Genomic DNA, 23,803 nt, shown 5'->3' with positions numbered 1-23,803 from the left:
CTGACGCCAAATCAGGCCGCCGATCTGCAGGAGCATCGCCCGTCCGCACCGTGTGTCGAACCAGGCGATGGTGAAGGCGGCTTTGCGCACTACGACTCAAACGCGTCGTCTGCTGATCCTCGCGCGCCTGGGAAGGTAATCGTCACGGATGTGCGTCGTATTGCGCGTGGTCTGGCTCGCCCCAACTCACAAGCGACCTGGTCCGCTTCATCCGAAAACCGGCTGCGCCTTGATATCAGCGCACGAAAAAGCCGGCCGAGGTTTCCCCCGACCGGCTCCTTGTCGAGACCTTCGAAGAGGCCGTGATCAGTATTTGAAGCGCAGGGTCGCGCCGTAAGTGCGCGGTGCACCCAGGAAGGCGTTGTAGGTTTGGGTATCGCGGGCTTGGTTATAGAAGGTGCCAGGGTTGCTGGTTCCCGCGCCCTGCACCGTCGTCTGGAAGGCGGTGCCTTGCAGCGGGCCGTTATAGCCGACCTGCAGATACTCTTCGTCAGTCAGGTTCTGCGCCCAGAACTCCATCGTCCAGCGCTCATCTTCCGTACCAATCATGATCCGGCCGTTGACGGTGGTGAACGCATCTTGGAGCTTGAACGGCGAAAGGTCAGAGCCGGTGTTGTATTCCGTCATGTATTTGCCGGCCAGGCTGAACCCGCCACGTAGGCCATTGCCGAGGTTGCGTTCGAAGTTGATCGAGAGCGACGCTGAGTACTCCGGCGCAAACGATGGGCGCGAGCCGGGCAGCAGCGACGTGGCCGGGAAGTTGTTCGGATCGACCAAATCGGCGGCCGTGAACACACCATACTCCGCATCGGTGTAGGTTAGACCTCCCTGCAAGCTCAGGCCATCGATCGGCGTGAACCAGACCATGTCGGCATCAATACCGCGCGACGTCAGTTCCGGGATCGGCTCCACAGTGAAGCCCACACCGTTGAACGTGTTCAGCTGGAAGTTTTCGAACGTCTGATCGAAATAGGTGACGTTCAGCAACAGGGTGCGATCCAGCAGCGTCATCTTTGCGCCGAGCTCGTAGCTGTCGACATATTCGGACGGGAAGAACAGGGTCGACACCGGGGTGATGGTACCCGTGCGATGGACGCGGTCCAGATTGTAGCCGAAGCTCTTATAGCCGCGGGCGTACGAGCCATAGAACATGAATGAGTCGTTGAGGCGATAAGCCGCCTTGATCGTTCCAGTCAGTTCGCTGTCATCCGAGCTTTCGGAGATAGTGCGATTGTTGAAGGCGCTGTTGGTGAACGGAAGGCAAAGCGCACCCAGGATTCCGCCGACGTTGCCGGCACCGACTGCGCCGCCGATAGCCGCTGCATTGAGCTGAGCTGCCGTACAGGTTGCACCGTTGCCGTTCACGTTCTGTTGGCGAGCGTCGAGAGACTTGTCGTCCATCGTGTAGCGAAGGCCCAACGTCAGTTCGAACTGATCCGTCACGCGCCAAGTGTTGTTGGTGAACAAGGCAATCGAAGTCGATTCCTGATCATAGGTGTCAGCATAGCCTTGCCCGAGCGTAAAGCCTGGCCCTGTGGCGGGGACCAGCCCGTATAGGCAGCCCTGCAAGCCCGGAGCGGTTTGCCCCGTCGCGGTAAAGCAGCCCACGCGGCCAGGGTTGATCGGGATCGGCCCAGGAGGCGTCGGCAAACCTTGCGTTGCTGCGTTCAGGCTAGCGGTCAGCAGAAGGGAGATGAAGGGCGTGTAATCGGCACCGAAATACCAGCTGTCATCCCGAGTGATGTCCTCACGGGTCGCGAACAGCCCGACCAGCCAGTCAAAGCGGTCCGTCTGACCGGCCAGGCGGAACTCCTGCGTCAGATTTTCGACGCTATAGCCATTTTGCTCGTCTTGGACTCGGTAGGCGATATCCGCACCGGTATAGTCAATATCCTGCCCCAGTTCGGTCGACCAGTCCCGCCAGGACGTAACGGACGTTAGGGTAGCGCCACCAAACATCGACGGCATGTCGATGTTCGCCTCCAGCGAGACGCCCATATCGTCGATCGACTGGCCGCTTTCGCGGTTTGCGAATGCCGTCCGCGAGAAGGGCAACGGCGCGAAGCCGGCCGCAGGCGGCCGAGCACCCGAGCCGGTGGAAAGCTGGTCGATGAAGGCTTGCGTTGGCCCGGAGCGGATCTGCACACCGGTGCAGCAGTATTCGTCGCGACGCGTGTAGTCAGCGATCAGTCGCAGAGACGTATTGTCGTTTGGCAGCCACAGCAGCTGACCGCGGACAGCTCCGAAATCCTGGTTCTGGTCATCAGTATTGGGGCGCGGGCCGTCACCGGTATCGACGTTATAGAAGCCATCACGAACACGACGAGCACCGTAAAGGCGGAACGCCAGCTGGTCGCTGATCGGGCCCGTAACCGACCCGGAAGCACCCAAGGCACCGTAGTTGCCAACAGTACCTTCGGCGTTGAAGCCGGGCGTGAATGAGGGAGCTTCGGTGATGATGTTGATGACGCCGGCCGAGGTATTTTTGCCGAACAGGGTGCCCTGCGGACCCTTCAGAACTTCGATACGGCTCAGTTCGCCCAGATCGCCGAAGCCAACCGAGTTGCGCGAGCGATAGACGCCGTCGATGACCACGCCGACCGAGCTTTCCAGACCGGGGTTGTCGCCCACGGTGCCGACACCGCGGATACGGGCAGTGGTCGAGGCTTCCGACGAGGTCGAGGTGACTGTCAGGCCCGGCGTCAGGATCTGCAGGTCCTTGATGTCGCGCACACCCGCATCCTGAAGCGTCTCGGACGACAGGCTGGTGACCACGATCGGCACGTCCTGAAGGTTTTGCTCGCGCTTCTGGGCGGTGACGATGATGTCGTCGATGGTGGTCGGGCTGTCCTGCTCGGCCGACTGGGCCGAGGCCACGCCGGCGAAACCGAACGCCACGGCACCTACGACGGCGACGGAGGCTGTGGAACGAAGCAGATTGGTAAGGCGCATATGGCTTCCCCGACATTATGCCGGGCCCCGCATTGGGCGGTCGCCGCGGCGTTTCCTGATCCCTGGACCGCGCTCTTCTGATGGAGCACGGAAAGTCCAACCTTTTGGGTAAGCCTATCCCGAGTCAGCGACAAGCAGCCGCACAACATCACGACACAATTCAACCGCGTGCGTCGCCAAACTGTGACGCAAAAGCGACAGAAAACGATGACCTTAGGTCAATATTCGCCTAGCTGGCGTCAGTATCCGTGTTCGCTGCGGCCAATTTCTTGCGTCGGGCACCGGCGACACCGAGCACGATCGCGCCAGACACGGCGGACAGGAAAGAGCCGCCCAGAACGCCCAGCTTGACCTCGACCTGCTCGACCGAATCGATCGCTCCCGGAAAGGCCAGAACGCCGATGAACAGGCTCATGGTGAAGCCGACGCCGCACAGCAGGCTGACGCCGTAGACCTCCAGCCAGGTCGAGTTTGTCGGCTTGGCCCCCAGCTTCAATGCCGAGGCTAGCCAGGCCATGCCGAACACGCCGATCTGCTTGCCCACGAACAGACCCAGCGCAATCCCGATCACCAGAGGCGCCATCGCCTGATCCAGCGCCAGGCCGGCGAAGCTGACGCCCGCCTTGGCGAAGGCGAACAGCGGCAGGACCAGGAAGGCGACATAGGGATGCAGGTCATGCATCGCTTCCTTCAGAGGGCTCTGGTTGTCGCACTTGCGCGGCTCGACCGGCACGATCAGAGCAAACGCGACGGCCGTCAGGGATGTCGAAAGACCGGCCAGGACCGTCAGATACCAGACCACCGCAAAGCCCAGCACCCAGAATGGTGCCGGAATCCGTGTCATCCGCGCACCGATCGCGCCTGCGACCAACAGGCCGGCGACGGCGGCAAGCGGCATCCACTCTATGCCGGACGAGAACAGCACGGCGATCAAGGCGATGGCCCCCAAGTCATCGACGATGGCCAAGGTCAGCAGGAATACCCGCAGCGATGAGGGAAGCTTCTTGGCGGCGACGGCGAAGACGGCGAGCGCGAAGGCGATGTCTGTTGCCAACGGGATGGGCCAGCCTTCGTGCGGGCCTGCCGCCAGGCCTGATACCAGCAGATAGACTCCTGCGGGGGCCAGCATGCCCCCGATGGCCGCCAGCACGGGCGTCGCCAACTTGCGCGGATCGCTGAGTTCACCCTTGAGGATCTCGTATTTGATCTCCAGCCCCACGACGAGGAAGAAGATCGCCATCAGACCTTCCTTGATCCAGTCGGAGATGGCCAACTCCAGCATCAGCGGCCCTACCTGCAGGACATGCTCGCTCTTGAGCCAATAGAAATAACCGCCCGCCAGAGGAGAATTGGCTACGATCAGGGCCGTGAGCGCCGCCAGGCCCAAAGCCATGCCGGACCCTGCCTCGGTCTTCAGGAACTGCAGCGTATTGATCGTGATCCTGCGCGCCACGTCGGCCTCCGATAAAAAAAGGTCTGTACGTGGCACCGGGTTATCGACGGGTGCCGGACCGGGTTCGCGCATCGGCGCCGGCCTGGCCGGGATAAGCCCGACCTGATCTCTGCCGTTAGCTTAACGCACCGCACCATACGATCAACCTGCTGAGTGGTTGCGCGTGATCCTTGCAGGTCGCATCTGCGACCGATGCCCGTTTCGCCAACCTATCGTCCCGATCCGCAGTTCGCCGCACTGGGGCCCGAGTTCGGCGATCCGGTTCAGGCCGCCGTCTTTCCGCAAACCCGCCTGCGCTTACGCAACGATCGCGCTGCGGCCGCGGTCGGTCTGGACACCCTGACCGACGCCGAGTGGATCGCGCACTTCGGACGATTCGAGCCCCTACCCGGCCAGCCTGGGCCCATCGCCATGCGCTATCACGGACATCAGTTCAGGCACTACAATCCCGACCTCGGAGACGGGCGCGGATTCCTGGCGGCCCAGCTGCGCGAGACGCCCCGCGCTCATGCAGAGAGCGACCGCGTCGCGAGCGATAGCGCCCCAAGACAGAGACTGCTCGACCTCGGCACCAAGGGTTCCGGCACCACGCCTTGGTCGCGCGGTGGCGACGGACGACTGACGCTCAAAGGGGGCGTGCGCGAAGTCCTGGCGGCGGCCATGCTGGAGGCGCAAGGCGTGCCGACCAGCCGCGCGCTTTCGCTGATCGAAACCGGCGAGACGCTGGAGCGTGGGGACGAGCCATCGCCGACCCGGTCAGCCGTCCTGGTGCGGCGGTCTCACAGTCACATCCGCTTCGGCACCTTCCAGCGCGCGGCCTATCTGAACCGGCCGGACATGGTCGAGGCTTTGGTCGAGCATGCGCGCGGCCTCTACCACCCCGGCGTCACGGCGGGAGACACCCCGGGCTTCTACGCCGCCGTTGTTCACGCTTCGGCCCGGCTGGCGGCGCGGTGGGTCGCGGCCGGCTTCGTTCACGGCGTGCTGAACACCGACAATCTGAACGTCACCGGCGAAAGCTTCGATTACGGCCCGTGGCGCTTCCTGCCGTCGTATCAGCCCGAGTTCACCGCCGCCTATTTCGACCAGACCGGCCTCTACGCCTTCGCCCGCCAGCCCGAAGCCGTCTTCTGGGCTCTGACGCAGCTGGGTGGCGCGCTGAAACTGGTCGCCGAGGCCGAGCCGCTGACGGATGCCCTGAACGGTTTCGGCCCCGCCTATATCCGCGAGCTGCGCGCGGCCTTTATGGAGCGCCTGGGCGTGCTCAGTCTCGGCGAGGCCGCGGATCAGCGCCTGCTGGATGCGACCTTGGCCTTATTGAAAGAGGGCCGCGAGGCTCTGCGTTGGGAGCCGCTGTTCCACGACTGGTTCGCCGGCTTCGCCTCTTCGGCTCGGGCGCTCGGCGGGCCGCGCGGCAAGCTCTATCAAGGCGAAGCCTTCGATGCCTTCCGCTTCGCCCTGTTTGAACATGCGCCGGACCGGCCCGAACGGTTGGAACACCCCGTCTTCGCCCGGTCGGAGCCGGAAGAGATGCTGATCGAGGAAGTCGAGGCGATCTGGGCCGAAATCGCTGACCGCGACGACTGGTCGGCCATGAACGCCAAGCTGGACCGCATCGAACAGGCCAGTCAGTCGCGCCTTTGACCGCCGTGTCCGAGTGCTATTTCGGGTGACAGAAACAATAAGTCATCAGCTGATGTCATCTGTTGATGACAAATCGCACAAGCGCGGCTATAAGACCCTTGCGAACCGGTAGGCTCAATCCGATATCGCAACTGTTACCAATCAAGAAGCGAGCGCCCTCCCCGGCGTCGAAACATATGACCTCTCAGGTTCTGACACCCGCCCGATCGCGCCTGTTCGCGAGCTATCGCAACCTCACCCTGTGGACGCTGCAGGGCTGGCTGGCGATGTTCTTCACGGCCGCCGGCTACGCCAAGCTGACCGAGCCGATGGCCAATCTGATCCAGCTGATGAGCTGGCCCGCCCTGGTGCCCGCCAATATGGTGCGTGGTCTGGGGGTGGCCGAGATCGTGCTGGCCATCCTGCTGCTGGGCCCGGTCGTGTCCTGGAAGCACGGGCGTCCCCTGATGCTGACCGCCGCCGCCGGCCTGCTGGCACTGGAGACGATCATGCTGGGCGTCCACGCCCTGGGTCTGGAAGCCGGCCCGGCAGTCACCAACGCCATTCTGATCGCCATGACCGTGCCCGTCTTGTGGTTTCGGGGCCGCGAGGTCCGCTAGGCCTTAGGCTTCGCCGCCCGACATCGGTCCGAGCAGACCTTCACCTGATCCCAGTCGCGCGCCCATTTGCGCCGCCAGCTGAAGGGCAGGCCACAGACCACGCAGATCTTGCTGGGCAGGTCGCGCTTGGCGGCACCAGCATTGTTGACGTGTTTGCGGGCCATTGTCGCATCCTAGCAGGCTGAGCGCGCCAAGGCTTCCCTTTACGTGCACGTCAAGTTATGACGTTGGCCATGGCGACCGCCGACGATCATCGCACCTACTCCATCCGCCAGTTGTGCCGAGAGTTCGGCGCGACGGCGAGAGCCCTTCGCTTCTATGAGGACAAGGGCCTGTTGACCCCTGCGCGCAAGGGCCAGACCCGCGTCTATGACGCCCGCGACAGGGCCCGGCTGAAGCTGATCCTGCGCGGACGCCGCATCGGCTTTTCCCTGGTCGAGATCCAGCAGATGCTCGATCTGTACGACCACGACGACCACAATACCCATCAGATGGCCGTGGCCCTGCGTCGCCACCGCGCCCAGATCGCCGCCCTGAAACAGCAGCGCGAAGACCTGGATGCCGCCATCGAGACCGCCGAGGAAGCCTGCGCCGTCATGGAGCGCAAGCTGGGCGAATACCGTCCCGACCTGCTGCCCGGCGCCGAAGAATATGCCAGCCTGCTGAAGGCGCGCATGAACCCCGACCACAACCTTCACCCCTTCAAAGCGAGAGCCTGACCCATGGCTTACAAGGCCCCCGTCCGCGACCTGACCTTCATCCTGAACGAGGTTCTGGAGATCGATCGCTACGCCAACCAGCCCGGTTTCGCCGACGTCTCGTCCGACCTGGTCGGGCAGATCCTGGAAGAAGGGGCCAAGTTCGCCGAGGAGGTCATCGCCCCTATCAACCATTCGGGCGACAAGGAAGGCTGCCACTGGGACAATGGTGTCGTCACCGGACCCAAGGGCTGGAAGGAAGCCTATCAGGCCATGGTCGAGGCCGGCTGGCCGGCGCTGGCCGCCGATCCGGCGTACGGTGGACAGGGCATGCCCGCCGTGGTGTCGATGGCCTTCGGCCAGTTCACGGCCGCGGCCTCGGCCGCCTTCTCCATGTATCCGGGCCTGACCGCCGGGGCCTATGCCGGCATCCACGCCAATGCGTCCGAAGAGCTGAAGACCAAATACCTGCCCAAGATGGCGACCGGCGAATGGGGCGGGACGATGAACCTGACCGAGCCCCAGTGCGGCACGGATCTGGGCATGGTGCGAACCAAGGCGGTCCCGCAGGGCGACGGCACCTACAAGATCACCGGCCAGAAGATCTGGATCTCGGCCGGCGAGCACGACTTCACCGACAACATCATCCACACCGTCCTGGCCCGCGTCGAGGGCGCGCCCGCCGGGATCAAGGGCCTGTCGCTGTTCCTGGTGCCCAAGGTTCTTGTCAATGAAGACGGCAGCCTGGGTGAGCGCAACAGCCTGATGTGCGCGGGCCTGGAGCACAAGATGGGCATCCACGGCAACGCCACCTGCGTCATGCAGTACGACGGTGCGACCGGCTGGCTGATCGGCGAGGAAGGCCGGGGCATGAACAACATGTTCGTGGTGATGAACGAGGCCCGCCTGGGCACCGGCCTGCAAGGCCTGGCCATCGGCGACGCCGCCTATCAGGCCGCCGTGGAGTTCGCCAAGGACCGCCTGCAGGGCCGCAGCCTGACCGGACCCAAGAACCCCGACGGCCCCGCCGACAGCATCCTGGTCCACCCTGACGTCCGTCGCATGCTGATGGAGGCCAAGGCCTTCGTCGAAGGAGGCCAGGCCTTCATCCTGTGGACCGCGCTCCAAGCCGACCTGCAACGCTCCGAAGATGCGGCCGAGGCGCAGAAGGCACATGACTACATGGGTCTGATCACCCCGGTGCTGAAGGCCTATCTGACCGACAAGGGCTTCCACGTCGCCAGCCTGGCCATGCAGGTCCACGGCGGTTCCGGCTACACCGAGCATTTCCAGGCGTCGCAGTATCTGCGCGATGCGCGGATCACCATGATCTACGAAGGCACAAACGGCATCCAGGCGCTGGATCTGGTCGGCCGGAAACTGCCGTCGCAGGGTGGCCGCGCCATCATGAGCTGGTTCGCCGACATCGACGCCTTCGTGGCCGAAAACGGCGGCGAAGGCCCCGTCCAGCCCTTCGTCGAGGGTCTGGCCGACGCCAAGAAGAAGCTGCAGGAAGCGACCATGTGGCTGATGCAGAACGGCATGGCCAATCCCGACAATGCCGGGGCCGCCTCGACCGACTATCTGAATCTGTTCGGCATCACCGCCCTGGCCTACCTCTGGGCCCAGATGGCTAAGGCCGCGCAGGCCAAGATCGACGCCGGTTCCGACGACCCCTTCTATGCCAACAAGATCGCCACCGGCCGCTATTTCGTCGAACGCATCCTGCCCGACGCCCACGCTCACCTGGCCAAGCTGAAGACCGGCGCGGATGTGCTGATGGCGCTGCCGGCGGAGGCGTTCTGAGCGTGAGGGTCGCCGCCCTCGCTGCTGCGGCTGCGCTCGGTGGTATTGTAGGGTGGGCGACGACCAGGCCCGCTTTCGATCCGGCTGTCTGGGCCAAGGCGGACTATTGGAGCGGCGACCTGAATCCGATGGCAGATGACCTCATCAGAACCGGCGTTCTGATAGGCAAGTCCGAAAAGGAGGTCATTGATCTGTTGGGTTCGCCACCAAGCACCGGCTACTTTTCGGAGTGGGATGTTGTCTATCGTCTCGGCCCGGAAAGGAGTTGGCTGTCCTTGGACTCGGAGTGGCTCGTGCTTCGTATGAGGGACGGACACGTGACTGACGCTCGCCTCGTTCGCGATTAGACCTGACTTTGGAGTTACGCCGCTCATGAACATCCTCAACAGTCCCGACCCCGACTTCATGCAGGACGAGGAGATCACCCTCTTCTCCGACAGCGTCGGCAAGTGGATCGACGAGCACGCCCCGCCCGAGAAGTTCGCCCAGTGGATCGCCGACAGCTCGGTGCCGCGTCAGCTCTGGAACGACGCAGGCGATGCGGGCCTGCTGGGGATTTCCATGCCCGAGGAAGAGGGCGGCATGGGCGGTGACTATCGCCACGAGGTCGTGCTGATGCGTCAGCTGGGCTGGAAGGGGGCCGACCACTTCGGCATCAGCCTGCACAATGCGATCGTGATGCCCTACATCTGGCACTACGGCACCGAGGAGCAGAAGCAGCGCTGGCTGCCGCGCCTGGTCTCGGGTGAACTGGTCGGGGCCATCGCCATGACCGAGCCGGGCGCGGGCTCGGACCTGCAGGGCATCAAGACCACCGCGGTCAAGAGCGGCAACGGCTACGTCCTGAACGGCTCCAAGACCTTCATCACCAACGGCCAGCTGGCCAATTTCATTATCGTGGTGGCCAAGACCGATCCGGCCGAAGGGGCCAAGGGCACGTCGCTGATCGTGGTCGAAACCGACGGAGCCGAAGGGTTCGAGCGCGGCCGCAACCTGCACAAGATCGGCATGGAGGCCAACGACACCTCCGAGCTGTTCTTCAACGACGTGAAGGTGCCCGCCGAGAACATCATCGGCGGCAACGAAGGTCAGGGCTTCGTCCAGCTGATGCAGCAACTGCCGCAGGAGCGACTGAACATCGCCGTCCAGGGCGTCGCCGCCGCCGAGCGTGGTCTGACCGAGACCATCGCCTATGTGAAAGAGCGCAAGGCCTTCGGCAAACGCATCCTCGACTTCCAGAACACCCAGTTCAAGCTGGCCGAGGTTAAGACCAAGCTGACCGTCGCCAAGGTCTTCACCGACCATTGCATCGGCCTGCACCTGAAGGGCCAGCTCGACGCCGCCACCGCCTCCATGGCCAAATACTGGGTCACCGACATCCAGGGCGAGACCATCGACGAGATGCTGCAGCTGCACGGCGGCTACGGCTACATGAACGAGTATCCGATCGCCCAGCTGTACAAGGACGCCCGCGTCCAGCGCATCTATGGCGGCACGAACGAGATCATGAAGCTCTTGATCGCACGGACGCTCTAAATGCTTTATGGTTGAGCTGACGAAAGCGCTTTCGTCGGCGGCCAGAGCTGACCCATCGAATGGCAGATTTCTGAGCCGTCGGGATGCCGGGCTGCGTTTTGGACGTGAAAGCTTGAGGGCCTGGTGCACCAGCAGCACGAGCAGGCCCGGCTACCACTCAATTGAACCGGGGAGTAAGTGCAGGAGATGATCCGCCTACACGTCCCCCAACCCCTGTCCGCCGGCGCGGCCGTCGCACCCACGCTCGACCAGTCGCGCTATCTCACGCAGGTGATGCGGCTGAAGGTTAGCGCTGATCTGCTGGTCTTCAACGGTAAGGACGGCGAGTGGCGCTGCACCATTGCCGAGGTGCTCAAAAAGGGCGTCATCCTTAGGGCGCAAGAGCAGGTTCGGCCCCAGACCTTTGGCCCCGACCTCGAGCTGATCGTGGCCGTGGTCAAGAAGGCGCGGGTCGAGACCATCGTCGAAAAGGCCGCCGAACTGGGCGCGCGTCGGGTCCGCCTGTCCCTGACCCAGCGCACCAATGCCGACCGTATCCGCCTGGATCGCCTGGACGCCATCGCCGAGGAGGCCGCCGAACAGACGGGGCGTCTGGACGTGCCGGTCGTTGATGACCCCATGAAGCTGTCCGACATCCTCGACACCTGGCAGGACGGCCGCCGCCTCATGTTCTGCGACGAGACGGGCGGGGCACCGGTGATGGCTGCTCTCAAAGATATCGCTCCGGGTCCGTGGGCTATCCTGATCGGACCTGAAGGCGGCTTCTCGCCGGAGGAGCGTGAGCGCCTCCGCGCCCTGTCCTTCACCACCGCCGTCTCGCTGGGTCCGCGTATCCTGCGCGCCGACACCGCCGCCATCGCGGCCATGACCCTTTGGCAGGCGGCGGCGGGAGATTGGGAGCGTTAGCCCTCGAGCAGAGAGCCGCCGGGCGGCGAGCGATAGGGCAAACAACAAAGCCCCTTGAGTAGCGCTGCTTTTCCCACCATCTAGCCGCGACAGCAGGGGTTACAGATGGCCGATCACGCGCCGCTATCAAGAGACGATCTGATCGGGGCCATGTCCAAGGGCATCAAGCCCCGGGACCAGTGGCGCATCGGGGCCGAGCACGAGAAGTTCGGGTTTGACCGCACCACCCTGCGCCGCCCGACCTATGAGGGCGACAGTGGCATTCTGGCCATGCTTACCGGCCTGCAGCGTTTCGGCTGGAGCCCCGTCGAGGAGGCGGGCCACATCATCGCCCTGGAGCGCAAGAATGCCGAGGGCATGACCGCCTCCATCAGCCTGGAGCCCGGCGGCCAGTTCGAGCTGTCCGGCGCGCCGCTGAAGGACGTCCACGAAATCTGCGACGAGACCGGCCGCCACCTGATGGAGGTCAAACAGGTTGCGGATCAGCTGAACCTGGGCTTTCTGGGCGCAGGCTTCGACCCGATGTGGCGGCGCGAGGATGTGCCGATCATGCCCAAGGGCCGCTACGGCATCATGCGCGCCTATATGCCCAAGAAGGGATCGCTGGGCCTCGACATGATGTTGCGCACCTGCACCATCCAGTCGAACCTGGACTTCGACAGCGAAGCCGACATGGTCGCCAAGTTCCGCACCTCCCTTGCGCTGCAACCCATCGCCACCGCCCTGTTCGCCTGTTCGCCGTTCACCGAAGGCAAGCCGAACGGCTTCCTCAGCGCCCGCGCCAATGTCTGGACGGACACCGATCCGGACCGCACCGGCATGCTGGATTTCGTCTTTCAGGACGGCTTCGGCTTCGAACGCTATGCCGACTATGCGCTGGACGTGCCGATGTATTTCGCCAAGCGCGGCGAGACCTATGTCGACCTGTCGGGACAGTCGTTCCGCAGATTCATGACCGAGGGCCTGCCCGCCCTGCCCGGCGAGCGCGCGACACTGAAGGACTGGAACGACCACCTGACCACCCTCTTCCCCGAGGTTCGTCTCAAGGCCTATCTGGAGATGCGCGGGGCCGACGGCGGGCCGTGGAGCCGCATTTGCGCGTTGCAGGCCCTGTGGGCCGGTATTCTGTACGATGCACCATCCCTCGCCGCTGCCTGGGATCTGGTCAAGGACTGGGACATCGCCGACCACGAGCGCCTGCGCCGCGACGTGACCCGCTTGGGCCTGAAGGCCGAGGTCGCCGGTCGATCCGTGCGCGACATCGCCGTCGATCTGGTCGCCATCGCCAAACAGGGGCTCAAGAACCGCGCCCGTTTCAGCGGCGGGATGGTCGACGAGCGCGGCTATCTGTCCGAACTGGAAGACATCGCCGACAGCGGCATTACCCCGGCCGAACGGTTGCTGGAGCTGTACCACGGCGACTGGCAGGGCAATGTCGGGCGGATTTACCGCGATTTCGCCTACTGATCCGTCACTGCAAAGGTGACCTTAACCCCTCCCCGCTAAGGGTGCCGCGTTCCCCGTAGGAAGCGTTGCCGATGACCTGCCTGACCCTCGCCACCACGCCCGACATCGGCACCGGTGACGTGGCACGGGTCGATCTGGACACCTTCTTCGATGTTTCTCTGGATCTGCTGGTCGTGCGCGACATGGACGGTCTGGTGATCAAGGCCAGCGCGTCCTGGTTCACCGTCCTGGGCTATCATCCGCACGAGATCGAGGGCCGGCGGCTGCTGGAACTGCTCAACCCCGAAGATCTGCCGAGCACGCTGGACAGCGTCGTCGAAGTCGAAAACCGGCAGCCGGGCGATCCCGTTATCGGCCACATCAACCGCTATCGCCACCGGGAAGGTCACGACGTCACCCTGGAATGGCGGGCCCACCGGTTCGGCGACCGCATCTATGGTGTCGCCCGCGACGTGACCGAAAAGGTCGCCGCCGAACGCGCCCTGGTCGAGGCCAAGACCGCCGCAGAGGCGGCCAACCGCGCCAAGTCCGACTTCCTGGCCAATATGAGCCACGAGATCCGCACGCCCTTGAACGGCGTCATCGGCATCGTCGATGCCCTGTCCCGCACTTCGCTAAGCCCCGAACAGGCCGAGATGGTGACGCTGATCAACGCCTCCGGTCGGACTCTGGAGCGGCTTGTTTCGGACATCCTGGACGTTTCCAAGATCGAGGCTGGTCAACTGGACATCGAGGCGCGAGCCTTTGACCTGGACGAAGCCATCGTCGCACCGCTGGATGTCATGCGCCCGCGGGCCGAAGAGCGCGGCCTGGCCTTCATCGTCGAGCGACCGGCGGACGCCCGTGGCACCTTCATCGGCGACAGCACCCGCATCCGTCAGGTGCTGGGCAATCTGCTGTCCAACGCCGTCAAATTCACCGCCGTTGGCTCGGTCACAGTCCGCTTCAGCCTCATCGATGACGAGGACGGCCACGCCCTGTTGCGTTTCGAGGTCGAGGATACCGGCGTCGGCTTCGGTCCCAACCATGCCCGCCGCCTGTTCGATCGCTTCAGCCAGGCGGACAGCAGCATCACCCGGCGTTTCGGCGGGACGGGCCTGGGCCTGTCGATCTGTCAGGCCCTGGTCGAACTCATGGGCGGCCGCATCTGGGCGACATCGACTCCTGGCGTCGGTAGCCGGTTCGCGGTCGAACTACCCCTCACACGCGTTGAGACAGGCCTGGCCAGAACCCAGCCTAGCCAGCCCGAGGTTGCGGAAGCGCCCCTGCCGACCCTTCGCGTCCTGCTAGCCGAGGATCACCCGACCAACCAGCGCGTCGTCCAGCTGATCCTGGGCACCCATGGGGCCGAGGTGGTGACGGTCGATGACGGGGCCCAGGCCCTGGCAGCCTTCCAAAACGGCCTGTTCGACGTCGTCCTGATGGACATGCAGATGCCCGTGATGGATGGCCTGACCGCCACCCGCGCCATCCGCGACCTTGAAGCCGGTGATCCTGCCCGCCACCGGACCCCTGTCGTCATGCTCAGCGCCAATGCCATGGCCGAACACCGCGATCAGGCCTTCGCCGCCGGTGCCGACCACCACGTGCCCAAACCCATCACCGCCGCCAGCCTGCTGGCCGGTATGCAGGCGGCGATCGCAGGCTAGATCAGCAATCGTTCTTGCCTGGCTCAAACAGACAACGGTGCGTAGTCTGGCCACAGAAACGAGGCGGGACATGAGCGGCAAGATCTACACAGGCATCGGCGGCTGGACCTATGAGCCCTGGCGCGGCGTCTTCTATCCATCCGATCTGGTCCAGAAACGCGAGCTAGAGTTTGCCAGCCGTGCGGTCACGAGCATCGAGATCAACGGCACCTATTATTCCACCTTCAAGCCCGACAGCTGGATGAAGTGGCGCGACGAGACGCCGGAGGGGTTCGTGTTCTCGGTCAAGGCCAGCCGCTATTGCACCAATCGCAAGGTGCTGAGCGAAGGCAAGGAGAGTTTCGACCGGTTTCTGGATCAGGGGCTGACGGCGCTGGGCGACAAGCTGGGACCGATAAACTGGCAGTTCATGGCCACGAAGAAGTTCGACCCCGCAGACTTCGAGGGCTTTCTGAAACTGCTGCCGACCGAGAAAGACGGCCTGCGCCTGCGTCATGCGCTGGAGGTCCGCAGCCCGACGTTCGACATCCCGCAGTTCTACGATCTGGCGGCAAAGTATGGCACGGCCATCGTCTATGCCGTCGATGACGAGGCCCCCGAATGGCCCCGGATCGACCAGCCGACGGCGGACTTTACCTATGCCCGGCTGATGTCCAGCCGCGAGGATGAGCCCACGGGCATGACCTCGGACGAGCTCGATGCCGTCGCACAACAAACTCGAGCCTGGGCCAAACGCGGCGACGTCTTCGCCTATTTCATCTCGGGCGCAAAGGTGCGCAACCCGGCGGCGGCGCAAGCGCTGATAAAGAAACTGGGCTGAGGGCGTTGCGAAGCGGGACCGCCAGCCTCACCTGAGCCACAGATCACGGAGGTCCACCCATGCCCATCGCCACCCGCGCCTTTGCCGCCACCGCGTCCGACAAGCCGCTGGCTCCGTACAGTTTCGAGCGGCGCGATCCGGGTCCGGATGATGTGGCCATCGCGATCAAGTTCGCGGGCGTCTGCCACTCCGACCTGCACATCGTGAAGAACGATCTGGGCAACACCCGCTATCCCATCGTGCCGGGCCACGAGATCGCCGGTGTCGTCACCGCCGTCGGGGCCAATGTCACCCGCTTCAAGGAGGGCGACCGTGTCGGCGTTGGCTGCATGGTCGATAGCTGTCGCCAGTGCGCGCCCTGCAAGGAGGGCGAGGAGCAATACTGCGTCCCCGGCATGACCCAGACCTATGGCTCAACCGATCCCAAGGGTGGCGAGGTGGGCCAGACCATCACCCAGGGCGGCTATTCCGACGCCATCGTGGTGGATCAGAACTATGTGTTGAGCATTCCTGACAGCCTGCCGCTCGACGCCGCAGCCCCCCTGCTGTGCGCGGGCATCACCACCTATTCGCCGCTAAAGACCTGGAATGTCGGACCGGGTTCCAAGGTCGCTGTTATCGGCCTGGGCGGCTTGGGGCACATGGCCGTCAAACAGGCCGCGGCCATGGGGGCGGAGGTCACCGTCCTGTCGACCTCCGATCGCAAGAAGGCCGATGCCGAGCGAATGGGTGCCAGGCATTTCCTCATCAACTCCGACAAGGATGCGATGAAGGCGGCAGCCGAGAAGTTCGACCTGATCATCAACACCGTCTCGGCCACGCACGAAATCGCCGGGCACCTGAACCTGCTGGCCAAGGACGGCACCATGGTCATGCTGGGTCTGTCGACGGAGGGGATGCCGGTGTTCGCCATGCCCCTGCTGTGGCGTCGGCGTCGTGTGGCGGGGTCGCTGATCGGCGGTATCCGCGAAACCCAGGAAATGCTGAATTTCTGTGCCGCCAACAACATCGCCTGTGACATCGAACTGATCGCGCCGGATCGCATCAACGAGGCCTATGAGCGGATGGAGAGGTCCGACGTCCGCTATCGCTTCGTGCTGGATATAGAAAAACTGGTGGCCTGATCCGCTAGCGGTTTTTACCGTTCGGCGGTTGATGCCCGCGACAAGGCCGGTCTAGGGTTCATCCGAAGGCAGGGAGCCCGTCTGAGAGGCTCCCGCCAACGGACAGGATACGCACATGGCACGAGTGGCTCTGGTCACGGGTGGAACCCGCGGCATCGGCAAGGCGATCGTTCAGCGGTTGAAGGAAGACGGCCTGTCAGTCGCCGCCGGCTATTCGGGCAATACAGAAGCCGCCGAGGCCACGGCGCGCGAGCTGGGTGTCATGGTCGTCAAGGGCAACGTCGGCTCGTTCGAGGACTGCGAGCGCGCGGTGAAAGAAGTCGAGGCCGAACTGGGCCCCATTGACGTGCTGATCAACAATGCCGGCATCACCCGCGACGGCTTCTTTCACAAGATGAGCCACGACCAGTGGTCCGATGTGATCCGCGTCAACATGGACAGCGTCTTCAACATGACGCGTCAGGTGATCACCGGCATGCGCGATCGCGGACACGGCCGGATCGTCAACATTTCCTCGATCAATGGCCAGAAGGGCCAGATCGGCCAGACCAACTATTCCGCCGCCAAGGCTGGCATGATCGGCTTCACCAAGGCTCTGGCCCTGGAGAATGCGAGAAAGGGCGTCACCGTCAACTGCATCGCCCCGGGCTATATCGACACCGAAATGGTTGGAGCCATGGACGAGAAAGTCCTGGCCGGCATCGTCGCCCAGATCCCCGTCGGGCGACTGGGCAAGGGCGAGGAGATCGCCGACATGGTGTCCTGGCTGTGTGGCGAGCGTGCTGGATATGTCACAGGTTGCACCCTGTCGTTGAACGGCGGTCAGTATCTGGTCGGTTGACCGCGAGCCTGCCCAAAATCCGCCGCGCGCGGGTTTCACCAATCGGCTCATGATCTTGGCGAGTGTCAGAAGGGCGCGACGGCCGCTTCCGACCGCGATGGCTTTCGCCATTGTGGCGGGGGCTCTGTCTCTGCTGACGATCACCGAAGACGCCTCGGCCCAGACCCGCAGCAACGCTCAGGCCGAACAGAGCAATCGCCTGCGCGCCCAAGGCTCACCCTCGCCGACGCTCCCGCCCAGCGGTCGATACGTCGCCGAATCGGGCGAGGCTTTCATGATCGACCGGTCGGGGTCCAGGCCCCTGGTGCGATTCGAGCGGCGCGAGGAAACCTGGGTGTTGCGCCCGACGGCTGCACCGCGGGGCGACGTCATCTATCGCAACGATGCAGGCGAACAGGTCCTGCGCGTCACCCAGGGCGGCGCGATTACCGTCTTCACGTCTCGATCGCCCGGAGGGTCGCCCGCCTCCTATGCCGGGGCGGGCCAGAGCTTGGCGCCACCTTCGCTTGGGCCCGTTCGCCTGTTCGACCTGATGGCGCGGCGCAGCGTGATGCTGAGCCAGGCTTTGGGTCGGCTGGTCGAGATCAACCTGGATGGGGACCAGTCCGAAGCGCTTTGTGTCGAGGCCCTGATTGTCACCACGGACGCCGTCGCCCGGATAGCGCGATCGCCCAGTTCGCGATCCAGGCTGAACGGCTTACGCAGTATCACCATCAACGAGGGCGCACGCTCGAACGTCACGTACAGAAGCGGGCGGCTCGTCGTTACAGTCGACCCGACTCAGGGCCAAGCCGGCCGCCCGTCTTCGTCGCGGGTCATTCGCGCCCTGCTGCCCGAGCCGCGCACCCCTAACCGGTGAAGCCATCCTTCGCGGCACGACGCGCGGCAAACTCGGCAGCGTTCGCCGCTCTCAGGAACGGGTTGAAGGCCTTCTCGACCGCCAACGTCGTGGGTACCGTCGGTCGCCCTGCATCGCGTACAGCGAAAATCCGCGCCGCATGCGCCGCCATGTCTTGCCGGTCATCCAGGCTCAGGGCGAACTGGGCGTTGGCGGCTGTGTATTCATGGGCAGACCAGATCACCGTCTCGTCCGGCCAGGCGGCGATCTTCTGCAGACTTTGCCACATCTGCTCGGGCGTACCCTCGAACAAGCGCCCGCAGCCGAGCGGGAACAGCACATCTCCGACGAAGGCCTGGCCCACTTCACGGGCATGGTAAACGATGTGACCCAGTGTGTGCCCGGGCGCATCGGACACCTCAAACGCCGTCTGCCCCAGCATCACCGTATCTCCGCCTGCAACCTTGCGATCCAACAGCGACACCCGGCGGACTTCCTCCGGCCCGACGATCTGGCATCCGGTTTCGGCTTTCAGGCGGGCGTTTCCTTGAGTGTGATCGGGATGCCAGTGGGTATTCAGGATAAGGTCCAGCCTCTCCCAGCCGGACGCCTTCAGGTCGGCCAGGATCGCCTCGGCATCCGGCGTGTCGACTGCAGCCACCATGCCGGTCGCGGCATCCCTGATCAGCAGGCCATAGTTGTCGGTCAGGCACGGAAAAAGGCGTACATCCAGGGTCATTCCGCATCCTAGCAGGGACGCGCCGTCCGGCCTATGCTGCGGACATGCGCCACAGCATCGAGGAACTTCGAACCTTCTATGGCGAGCCCGCGGGGGCGCTGGTCCGTCGCCTGCTGGCGCGGCGTCTGGACGACGCTTGGGGCGAGGCCATCAACTGCGACGTTCTGGGAATAGGTTATGCCACGCCGTGGCTGGACGCTTTTGTCGGCGCACGCCGTCTGGTCGCGGCCATGCCGGGGGGTCAGGGGGTCGAGCACTGGCCATCGATCGGCAAGAACCGCACCGTTCTGGTCGATGACCGGGCGCTGCCGTTTGCCGCCGGAGCGTTCGACCGGGTGCTACTGGTCCATGCGCTGGAAGAGGCCGACGATGCCCAAGGCTTAATGAACGAAGCCGTACGCGTCCTGGCCCCGGCGGGGCGGATCATTCTGGTGGCGGCGGCGCGCGGCGGTCTGTGGGCCCGCGCCGAGAACACGCCGTTCGGGCATGGACGCCCCTTCACCCGGCGACAGCTGGAGCGGCTGGTGCGCGGCGCTGGCCTGGAGCCGACCGCCTGGTCCCAGACCCTGTATGTCCCGCCCTGGGGGCCGCTTTTGTCACTGGCCGATGGGCTCGAGCAGATCGGGCGTCATGTCATGCCCGGCGCGGCGGGGGTGATCCTTCTGGAAGCGACGCGTCAGGCCTATGCCCGCGTCCGACCCGGCGGCGCCGTCGCGACGGTACCGGTCAAGACACCCGCCCTGGCCCCACAACCTGCCTCTCGGGTGCGTCGCGATCTGGCGGTTCGGCGCGAACGCCCCTAAAGGGCTGTCCATGCAAAGACTGATCCTGATGCGTCACGCCGAGGCCGAACGCGCGTCTCCTTCGGGCGACGATCGCGACCGCGTGCTGTCCGCGCGCGGGCGGGCCGACGCCACGCAAATGGGTCGGACACTGTCGGCGAAAGGCTTGCGTCCCGACCTGGCTCTGGTGTCCGCCGCTGCACGCACGCGACAGACGTGGGACCTGGCGCATGAAGCTTTCGGCGACGTGGATCTGCGCGAACAGGATGCCCTCTACAACGCGGGGGCTGACACCTTGCGTCGTGCCGTTGAGGCGGTGGAGGATGAGGCAGGCTGTCTGATGCTCGTGGCCCACAACCCCGGCATTCATCTGCTGGCCGTCGAATACCTGATCGAAAGCGCCGCCTCTCCCGCCGTGCTGGATCGGATGAGCGGCGGTTTCCCGACCGGGGCCTGCGCCGTCTTCACCGTCGATGTGGCCGGGCGCTGCACGTTCGAGGCCTTTCTGCAACCGCGCGATCTGGCCGGCGCATGACCCCCATCGCCTACAAGCTCGTGGATGGCCGCGAATGGCAGTTGGCGCGGGCCGATGGGGTCTATCGCGGTTCGGTGCTGGACCGGGCCGACGGATTCATCCACCTGTCCACCGCCGAACAGCTGCCGGGCACGGCTAGCAAACACTATGCAAGCCGCGAGGATTTGCGCCTGGTCGAGGTCGATCTGACGGCCCTGGTCGACACCCTGCGCTGGGAACCGTCGCGTGGCGGTGCCCTGTTTCCCCATATCTACGGCGACCTGCCCATGATGGCCGTAGGAGCTGTGCGCGGGCTGGCGATTGACGGCACCGGCACGCCCCGCTTCGCTGACGGCGGCACGACCTGGCCGACAGAGGCCGCAACATGATCCTGTCCGACCTTGGAGCCGCCGCCCTGCGCCGGCTCGACCCGGAAACGGCTCACGGCCTGGCAATCCGCGCGCTGCAGACCCTGCCGTTGCCGGCGGCGGCCCCCGACGACACCATCCTGAAGACGCGCCTGGCCGGGTTGGACCTGCCCAATCCGATCGGCCTGGCGGCGGGGCTGGACAAGAATGGCGAGGCCTTGCGCGGCCTGTCCCGCCTCGGCTTCGGCTTTGTGGAATGCGGCTCGGTGACACCTGTCGCCCAACCCGGCAATCTCCGCCCGCGCCTGTTCCGGCTGGCCGAGGATCAGGCGATCATCAATCGGATGGGTTTCAACAATGCCGGGCTGGAGGCGTTCGCCGCCCGATTGAAGGCGCGCCCGGCCGATACTGTCGTCGGTGCCAATCTGGGGGCCAACAAGGACACCGAGGACAAGGCGGCGGACTATGTCACCGGCCTGAGCAGGCTGAAGGGGTTGGCGGACTATGTTACCGTCAACGTCTCCTCGCCCAACACGCCGGGTCTGCGCGCTCTTCAGGGCCGGGCCGCGCTGGACGATCTGCTGGGACGGCTGACCGAGGCACGCGACGGTGATCCCACGCCGGTGTTCTTGAAGATCGCACCCGATCTGACGCCGGACGAGATCTCCCTGATCGTGGAGGCCTCGATCGATCACCGCATCGACGCCCTGATCGTTTCCAACACCACCCTCGACCGTCCCGACAGCCTGACGGCCCGGGATCGCGATCAGGCAGGCGGTCTGTCGGGGCGGCCGCTTCAGGCCCGTGCCCGCGCGGCCTTGAGCGCCGCCGCTGCAGCCTCCAAGGGCCGGCTGCCGCTGATCGCCGTCGGGGGCATCGACAGCGGAGCCGAGGCCTATGATCGCATTCGCGCCGGGGCCGCCGCCGTTCAGCTCTATTCCGCCCTGATCTACGGGGGGCCGGGCCTGGTCGGACGCATCAAGCGCGATCTGGCCCAGTGCCTGCGCGATGATGGCTTCACAAGCGTGGCCCAAGCCGTCGGAACCGCCCGTTGACGGAGCGTTAGGGCCGGTCTGCCATAGGTTTCAGGTGGGCCAGTTCGCCCATGTCGGAACCTCGCATGGCGCTCGCCACAGCCACATCCTCGCCCGAGACCCGCAGCGACTGGAGCGCTGCGATCCGCCAGCGCCGCAAGGCCCTGCCGGTTCGGCTGTGTATTGCCGCCATCACGGCCATGGTCTTTACGCCCCTGCTGGGCAGTGTCTTCAGCCTGATCTGGCTCGCGGGCTATTTCGTTGTACAGGTCGTCGATCTTTGGACCTTCAGGCCCATGTTGTCGGGCCGCTTGCCCCGACTGACCGGTGCGCGCCGCGCCTTCGGTTGGCTGACCCTAGCCGCCAACTCCTGCTATTACGGCAGCCTGACCATACCGCTTTGGCTGGTCGGCGGCCCCATGGGCGGGCTGTGCGCCGTTATCATGATGACCGGCTCAGCCACCTATTCGATCATCAACTCGCCGCGCTCTCTGGCGGTGCTGCTGCTGACCATCGCGCCGCAGTCGATCTATATGATCCTGACGCCGGTCTTCATGTACATCTATGGAGCATCGTCCACCCTGGTCGTGGCGGCGGCCATATCCGTGGCCGTCTTCATGGGCTTTGCCTATTCCATGTGGACCAAGCTGAACGCAGCCCAGTCCGCAGAGGCCACGGCCCGGATCGAGGCCGATCAGAAGCGGCTGGATGCCGAGCGCGTCATGGAGGGCCGCAGCGCTTTTCTGGCCGCCATCGGTCATGACCTGCGCACGCCCATCACCGCCATTCTGACCGGTGCGTCCCAGCTGGAGCAGGGTGCAAGCGACTCCAGCGCGCGCGGCCAGGCCCGGCTGATCAGCGACGCGGGCTATATGATGAAGGCCTTGCTGGACGACCTGCTGGATCACGCCAAGCTGGACGCTGGCCACATGACCGTCGACACCATCGACTTTAATCTGCGAGACCTGCTGACCCAGACGGTCCGATTGTGGGACGGGCCTGTGCGGGCCGAGGGCCTGCGTCTGCGCGTCGAGGGGGCGGCGACGATCCCGGCCCATGTGCGCGGCGATCCGATGCGGCTGCGCCAGGTGCTGAACAACCTGATCTCCAATGCGATCAAGTTTACCCAGACGGGCGCGATCACCCTGCGCCTCAACGCCTGGGCCGAGGACGCCGGAGGCCACGCCATACTGATCGAGGTGGCGGACACCGGCCCCGGCATGACGCCCGATCAGCTGTCACGCCTGTTCACGCCTTTCGACCAGACCATCGACGGCGTTAGCGCGACCCATGGCGGGACCGGCCTGGGTCTGGCCATCAGCCGTCAGCTGGCGGGCCTGATGGGCGGGCGTCTGACCGCGCGCAGCCGGCCGGGCCAAGGCGCAGCCTTCACCCTGGCGCTACATTTGGAAGCGACCGAGACCGTGCCTGCCGCACCGATGGTCCTGGATCAAGCCGGTCGCGATGCGATCGCACAGGGGCTGGCTGCCGTGGCCGCTGCGCCCGTCGCCCTGACGTCGCCGCCCCCCCTGCCTGTCGTCGATGAGCAACCGGATGCTCAGGACGCTGACATAGTCTCGACCGAGGCGAGCCCCGAGCCAGTGGTAGAAGAGGACGAGGGCCGGCCGATGCGGGTGCTGGTCGTCGATGACCACGACATCAACCGTCGGGCCATCCAGCTGATCCTTCAGCCGCTGGGATGCGATATCGATACGGCGGCGGACGGAATGGCGGCGCTGAACATCTGCCGCACCAACGCTTTCGACCTGATCTTCATGGACGTGCGGATGCCGGAACTGGACGGGCGCGAGACGACGCGGCGAATCCGGGCGGGTAACGGCCCGAATGCGCATACGCCGATCATCGCCGTCACCGCCGACACCTCACCGCGTGATATCCAGGACTGCACGGACGCGGGCATGACCTATTTCGTGCCCAAGCCGATCACGCCACCTATGCTGATCGGGGCCATCACCCATGTGATGACCATGGAGCAGCAGGCGACGCCGGAAACCAGCGTCGCCGCCTGACAA

At 64.8% G+C, this 23,803-nt stretch carries 21 protein-coding genes; 17 read left to right on the top strand and 4 right to left on the bottom strand.

Going from position 1 to position 23,803, the window contains the following annotated elements:
- Positions 1 to 306: 306 nt before the first annotated feature.
- Positions 307 to 2,952, bottom strand: a complete 2,646-nt coding sequence (locus tag ACE3TH_RS03265; protein WP_374597301.1) for a TonB-dependent receptor — start codon at positions 2,950 to 2,952, stop codon at positions 307 to 309.
- A gap of 229 nt (positions 2,953 to 3,181) precedes the next feature.
- Positions 3,182 to 4,405 (bottom strand): Na+/H+ antiporter NhaA, encoded by a 1,224-nt coding sequence (gene nhaA / locus ACE3TH_RS03260; RefSeq protein ID WP_374597299.1) that lies wholly within the window; start codon positions 4,403 to 4,405, stop codon positions 3,182 to 3,184.
- Positions 4,406 to 4,597: 192 nt separating this feature from the next.
- On the opposite strand from nhaA, the gene ACE3TH_RS03255 reads away from it, so the two are divergent.
- Both ACE3TH_RS03255 and ACE3TH_RS03250 read left to right on the top strand, forming a co-directional pair.
- Entirely contained in the window at positions 4,598 to 6,049 is a 1,452-nt protein-coding gene (locus ACE3TH_RS03255) for a protein adenylyltransferase SelO family protein (RefSeq protein WP_374597297.1), read from the top strand.
- 176 nt (positions 6,050 to 6,225) lie between these two features.
- Positions 6,226 to 6,648 (top strand): DoxX family protein, encoded by a 423-nt coding sequence (locus ACE3TH_RS03250; protein WP_374597295.1) that lies wholly within the window; start codon positions 6,226 to 6,228, stop codon positions 6,646 to 6,648.
- Here the strand turns inward: ACE3TH_RS03250 and ACE3TH_RS03245 are convergent.
- The gene (locus tag ACE3TH_RS03245) at positions 6,645 to 6,812 is read right to left on the bottom strand and encodes a DUF2256 domain-containing protein (protein ID WP_374597293.1); all 168 of its coding nucleotides are present in this window, start codon (positions 6,810 to 6,812) and stop codon (positions 6,645 to 6,647) included. The genes ACE3TH_RS03250 and ACE3TH_RS03245 overlap by 4 nt on opposite strands.
- Before the next feature lie 69 nt (positions 6,813 to 6,881).
- On the opposite strand from ACE3TH_RS03245, the gene ACE3TH_RS03240 reads away from it, so the two are divergent.
- From ACE3TH_RS03240 to ACE3TH_RS03195, 10 genes are all read left to right on the top strand, one after another.
- Positions 6,882 to 7,367, top strand: coding sequence for a MerR family DNA-binding transcriptional regulator (locus ACE3TH_RS03240; protein ID WP_374597291.1), 486 nt, complete (start codon positions 6,882 to 6,884; stop codon positions 7,365 to 7,367).
- A 3-nt stretch (positions 7,368 to 7,370) separates the two neighbouring features.
- Entirely contained in the window at positions 7,371 to 9,152 is a 1,782-nt protein-coding gene (locus ACE3TH_RS03235) for an acyl-CoA dehydrogenase C-terminal domain-containing protein (protein WP_374597289.1), read from the top strand.
- 372 nt (positions 9,153 to 9,524) lie between these two features.
- Positions 9,525 to 10,688, top strand: a complete 1,164-nt coding sequence (locus tag ACE3TH_RS03230) for an acyl-CoA dehydrogenase family protein (RefSeq protein WP_374597287.1) — start codon at positions 9,525 to 9,527, stop codon at positions 10,686 to 10,688.
- Positions 10,689 to 10,874: 186 nt separating this feature from the next.
- Entirely contained in the window at positions 10,875 to 11,594 is a 720-nt protein-coding gene (locus ACE3TH_RS03225; RefSeq protein WP_374597285.1) for a 16S rRNA (uracil(1498)-N(3))-methyltransferase, read from the top strand.
- Positions 11,595 to 11,699: 105 nt separating this feature from the next.
- Positions 11,700 to 13,061, top strand: coding sequence for a glutamate--cysteine ligase (locus tag ACE3TH_RS03220; RefSeq protein WP_374597283.1), 1,362 nt, complete (start codon positions 11,700 to 11,702; stop codon positions 13,059 to 13,061).
- A gap of 71 nt (positions 13,062 to 13,132) precedes the next feature.
- On the top strand, positions 13,133 to 14,710 hold the full coding sequence (locus ACE3TH_RS03215; RefSeq protein WP_374597281.1) for an ATP-binding protein: 1,578 nt from the start codon (positions 13,133 to 13,135) through the stop codon (positions 14,708 to 14,710).
- A gap of 70 nt (positions 14,711 to 14,780) precedes the next feature.
- Positions 14,781 to 15,530, top strand: coding sequence for a DUF72 domain-containing protein (locus tag ACE3TH_RS03210; RefSeq protein ID WP_374597279.1), 750 nt, complete (start codon positions 14,781 to 14,783; stop codon positions 15,528 to 15,530).
- A 59-nt stretch (positions 15,531 to 15,589) separates the two neighbouring features.
- Positions 15,590 to 16,654, top strand: a complete 1,065-nt coding sequence (locus ACE3TH_RS03205; RefSeq protein ID WP_374597277.1) for an NAD(P)-dependent alcohol dehydrogenase — start codon at positions 15,590 to 15,592, stop codon at positions 16,652 to 16,654.
- A 115-nt stretch (positions 16,655 to 16,769) separates the two neighbouring features.
- A complete protein-coding gene (gene phbB, locus ACE3TH_RS03200) occupies positions 16,770 to 17,495 on the top strand; it encodes an acetoacetyl-CoA reductase (RefSeq protein ID WP_296165071.1) in 726 nt (241 codons plus the stop codon).
- Positions 17,496 to 17,592: 97 nt separating this feature from the next.
- Positions 17,593 to 18,354: a DUF4908 domain-containing protein gene (locus ACE3TH_RS03195; protein ID WP_374597275.1), complete on the top strand. Its 762-nt coding sequence runs from the start codon at positions 17,593 to 17,595 to the stop codon at positions 18,352 to 18,354.
- Here the strand turns inward: ACE3TH_RS03195 and gloB are convergent.
- Positions 18,344 to 19,072, bottom strand: coding sequence for a hydroxyacylglutathione hydrolase (gene gloB, locus ACE3TH_RS03190; protein ID WP_374597273.1), 729 nt, complete (start codon positions 19,070 to 19,072; stop codon positions 18,344 to 18,346). The two genes, ACE3TH_RS03195 and gloB, sit on opposite strands and share 11 nt — an antisense overlap.
- 44 nt (positions 19,073 to 19,116) lie before the next feature.
- Between gloB and ACE3TH_RS03185 the strand changes: the two genes are divergently transcribed.
- The 5 genes from ACE3TH_RS03185 (at position 19,117) to ACE3TH_RS03165 (ending at position 23,800) form a co-directional block, all read left to right on the top strand.
- A complete protein-coding gene (locus ACE3TH_RS03185; RefSeq protein WP_374597271.1) occupies positions 19,117 to 19,875 on the top strand; it encodes a class I SAM-dependent methyltransferase in 759 nt (252 codons plus the stop codon).
- 10 nt (positions 19,876 to 19,885) lie between these two features.
- Complete coding sequence (locus ACE3TH_RS03180) at positions 19,886 to 20,389, top strand: histidine phosphatase family protein (protein ID WP_374597269.1); 504 nt, start codon at positions 19,886 to 19,888, stop codon at positions 20,387 to 20,389.
- On the top strand, positions 20,386 to 20,757 hold the full coding sequence (locus tag ACE3TH_RS03175) for a DUF952 domain-containing protein (protein WP_374597267.1): 372 nt from the start codon (positions 20,386 to 20,388) through the stop codon (positions 20,755 to 20,757). Before ACE3TH_RS03180 ends, ACE3TH_RS03175 begins: the two co-directional genes overlap by 4 nt.
- A complete protein-coding gene (locus ACE3TH_RS03170) occupies positions 20,754 to 21,791 on the top strand; it encodes a quinone-dependent dihydroorotate dehydrogenase (RefSeq protein WP_374597265.1) in 1,038 nt (345 codons plus the stop codon). The genes ACE3TH_RS03175 and ACE3TH_RS03170 overlap by 4 nt, the downstream gene beginning before the upstream one ends.
- A gap of 65 nt (positions 21,792 to 21,856) precedes the next feature.
- On the top strand, positions 21,857 to 23,800 hold the full coding sequence (locus ACE3TH_RS03165) for an ATP-binding protein (RefSeq protein ID WP_374597263.1): 1,944 nt from the start codon (positions 21,857 to 21,859) through the stop codon (positions 23,798 to 23,800).
- Positions 23,801 to 23,803: the final 3 nt, after the last annotated feature.

Origin of the sequence: Brevundimonas sp. (assembly GCF_041919755.1) — a bacterium.
Classification (GTDB): Bacteria; Pseudomonadota; Alphaproteobacteria; order Caulobacterales; family Caulobacteraceae; genus Brevundimonas.
The sequence above is the reverse complement of the archived record's forward strand: the minus strand, read 5'-3'. Positions and strand labels throughout refer to the sequence as shown.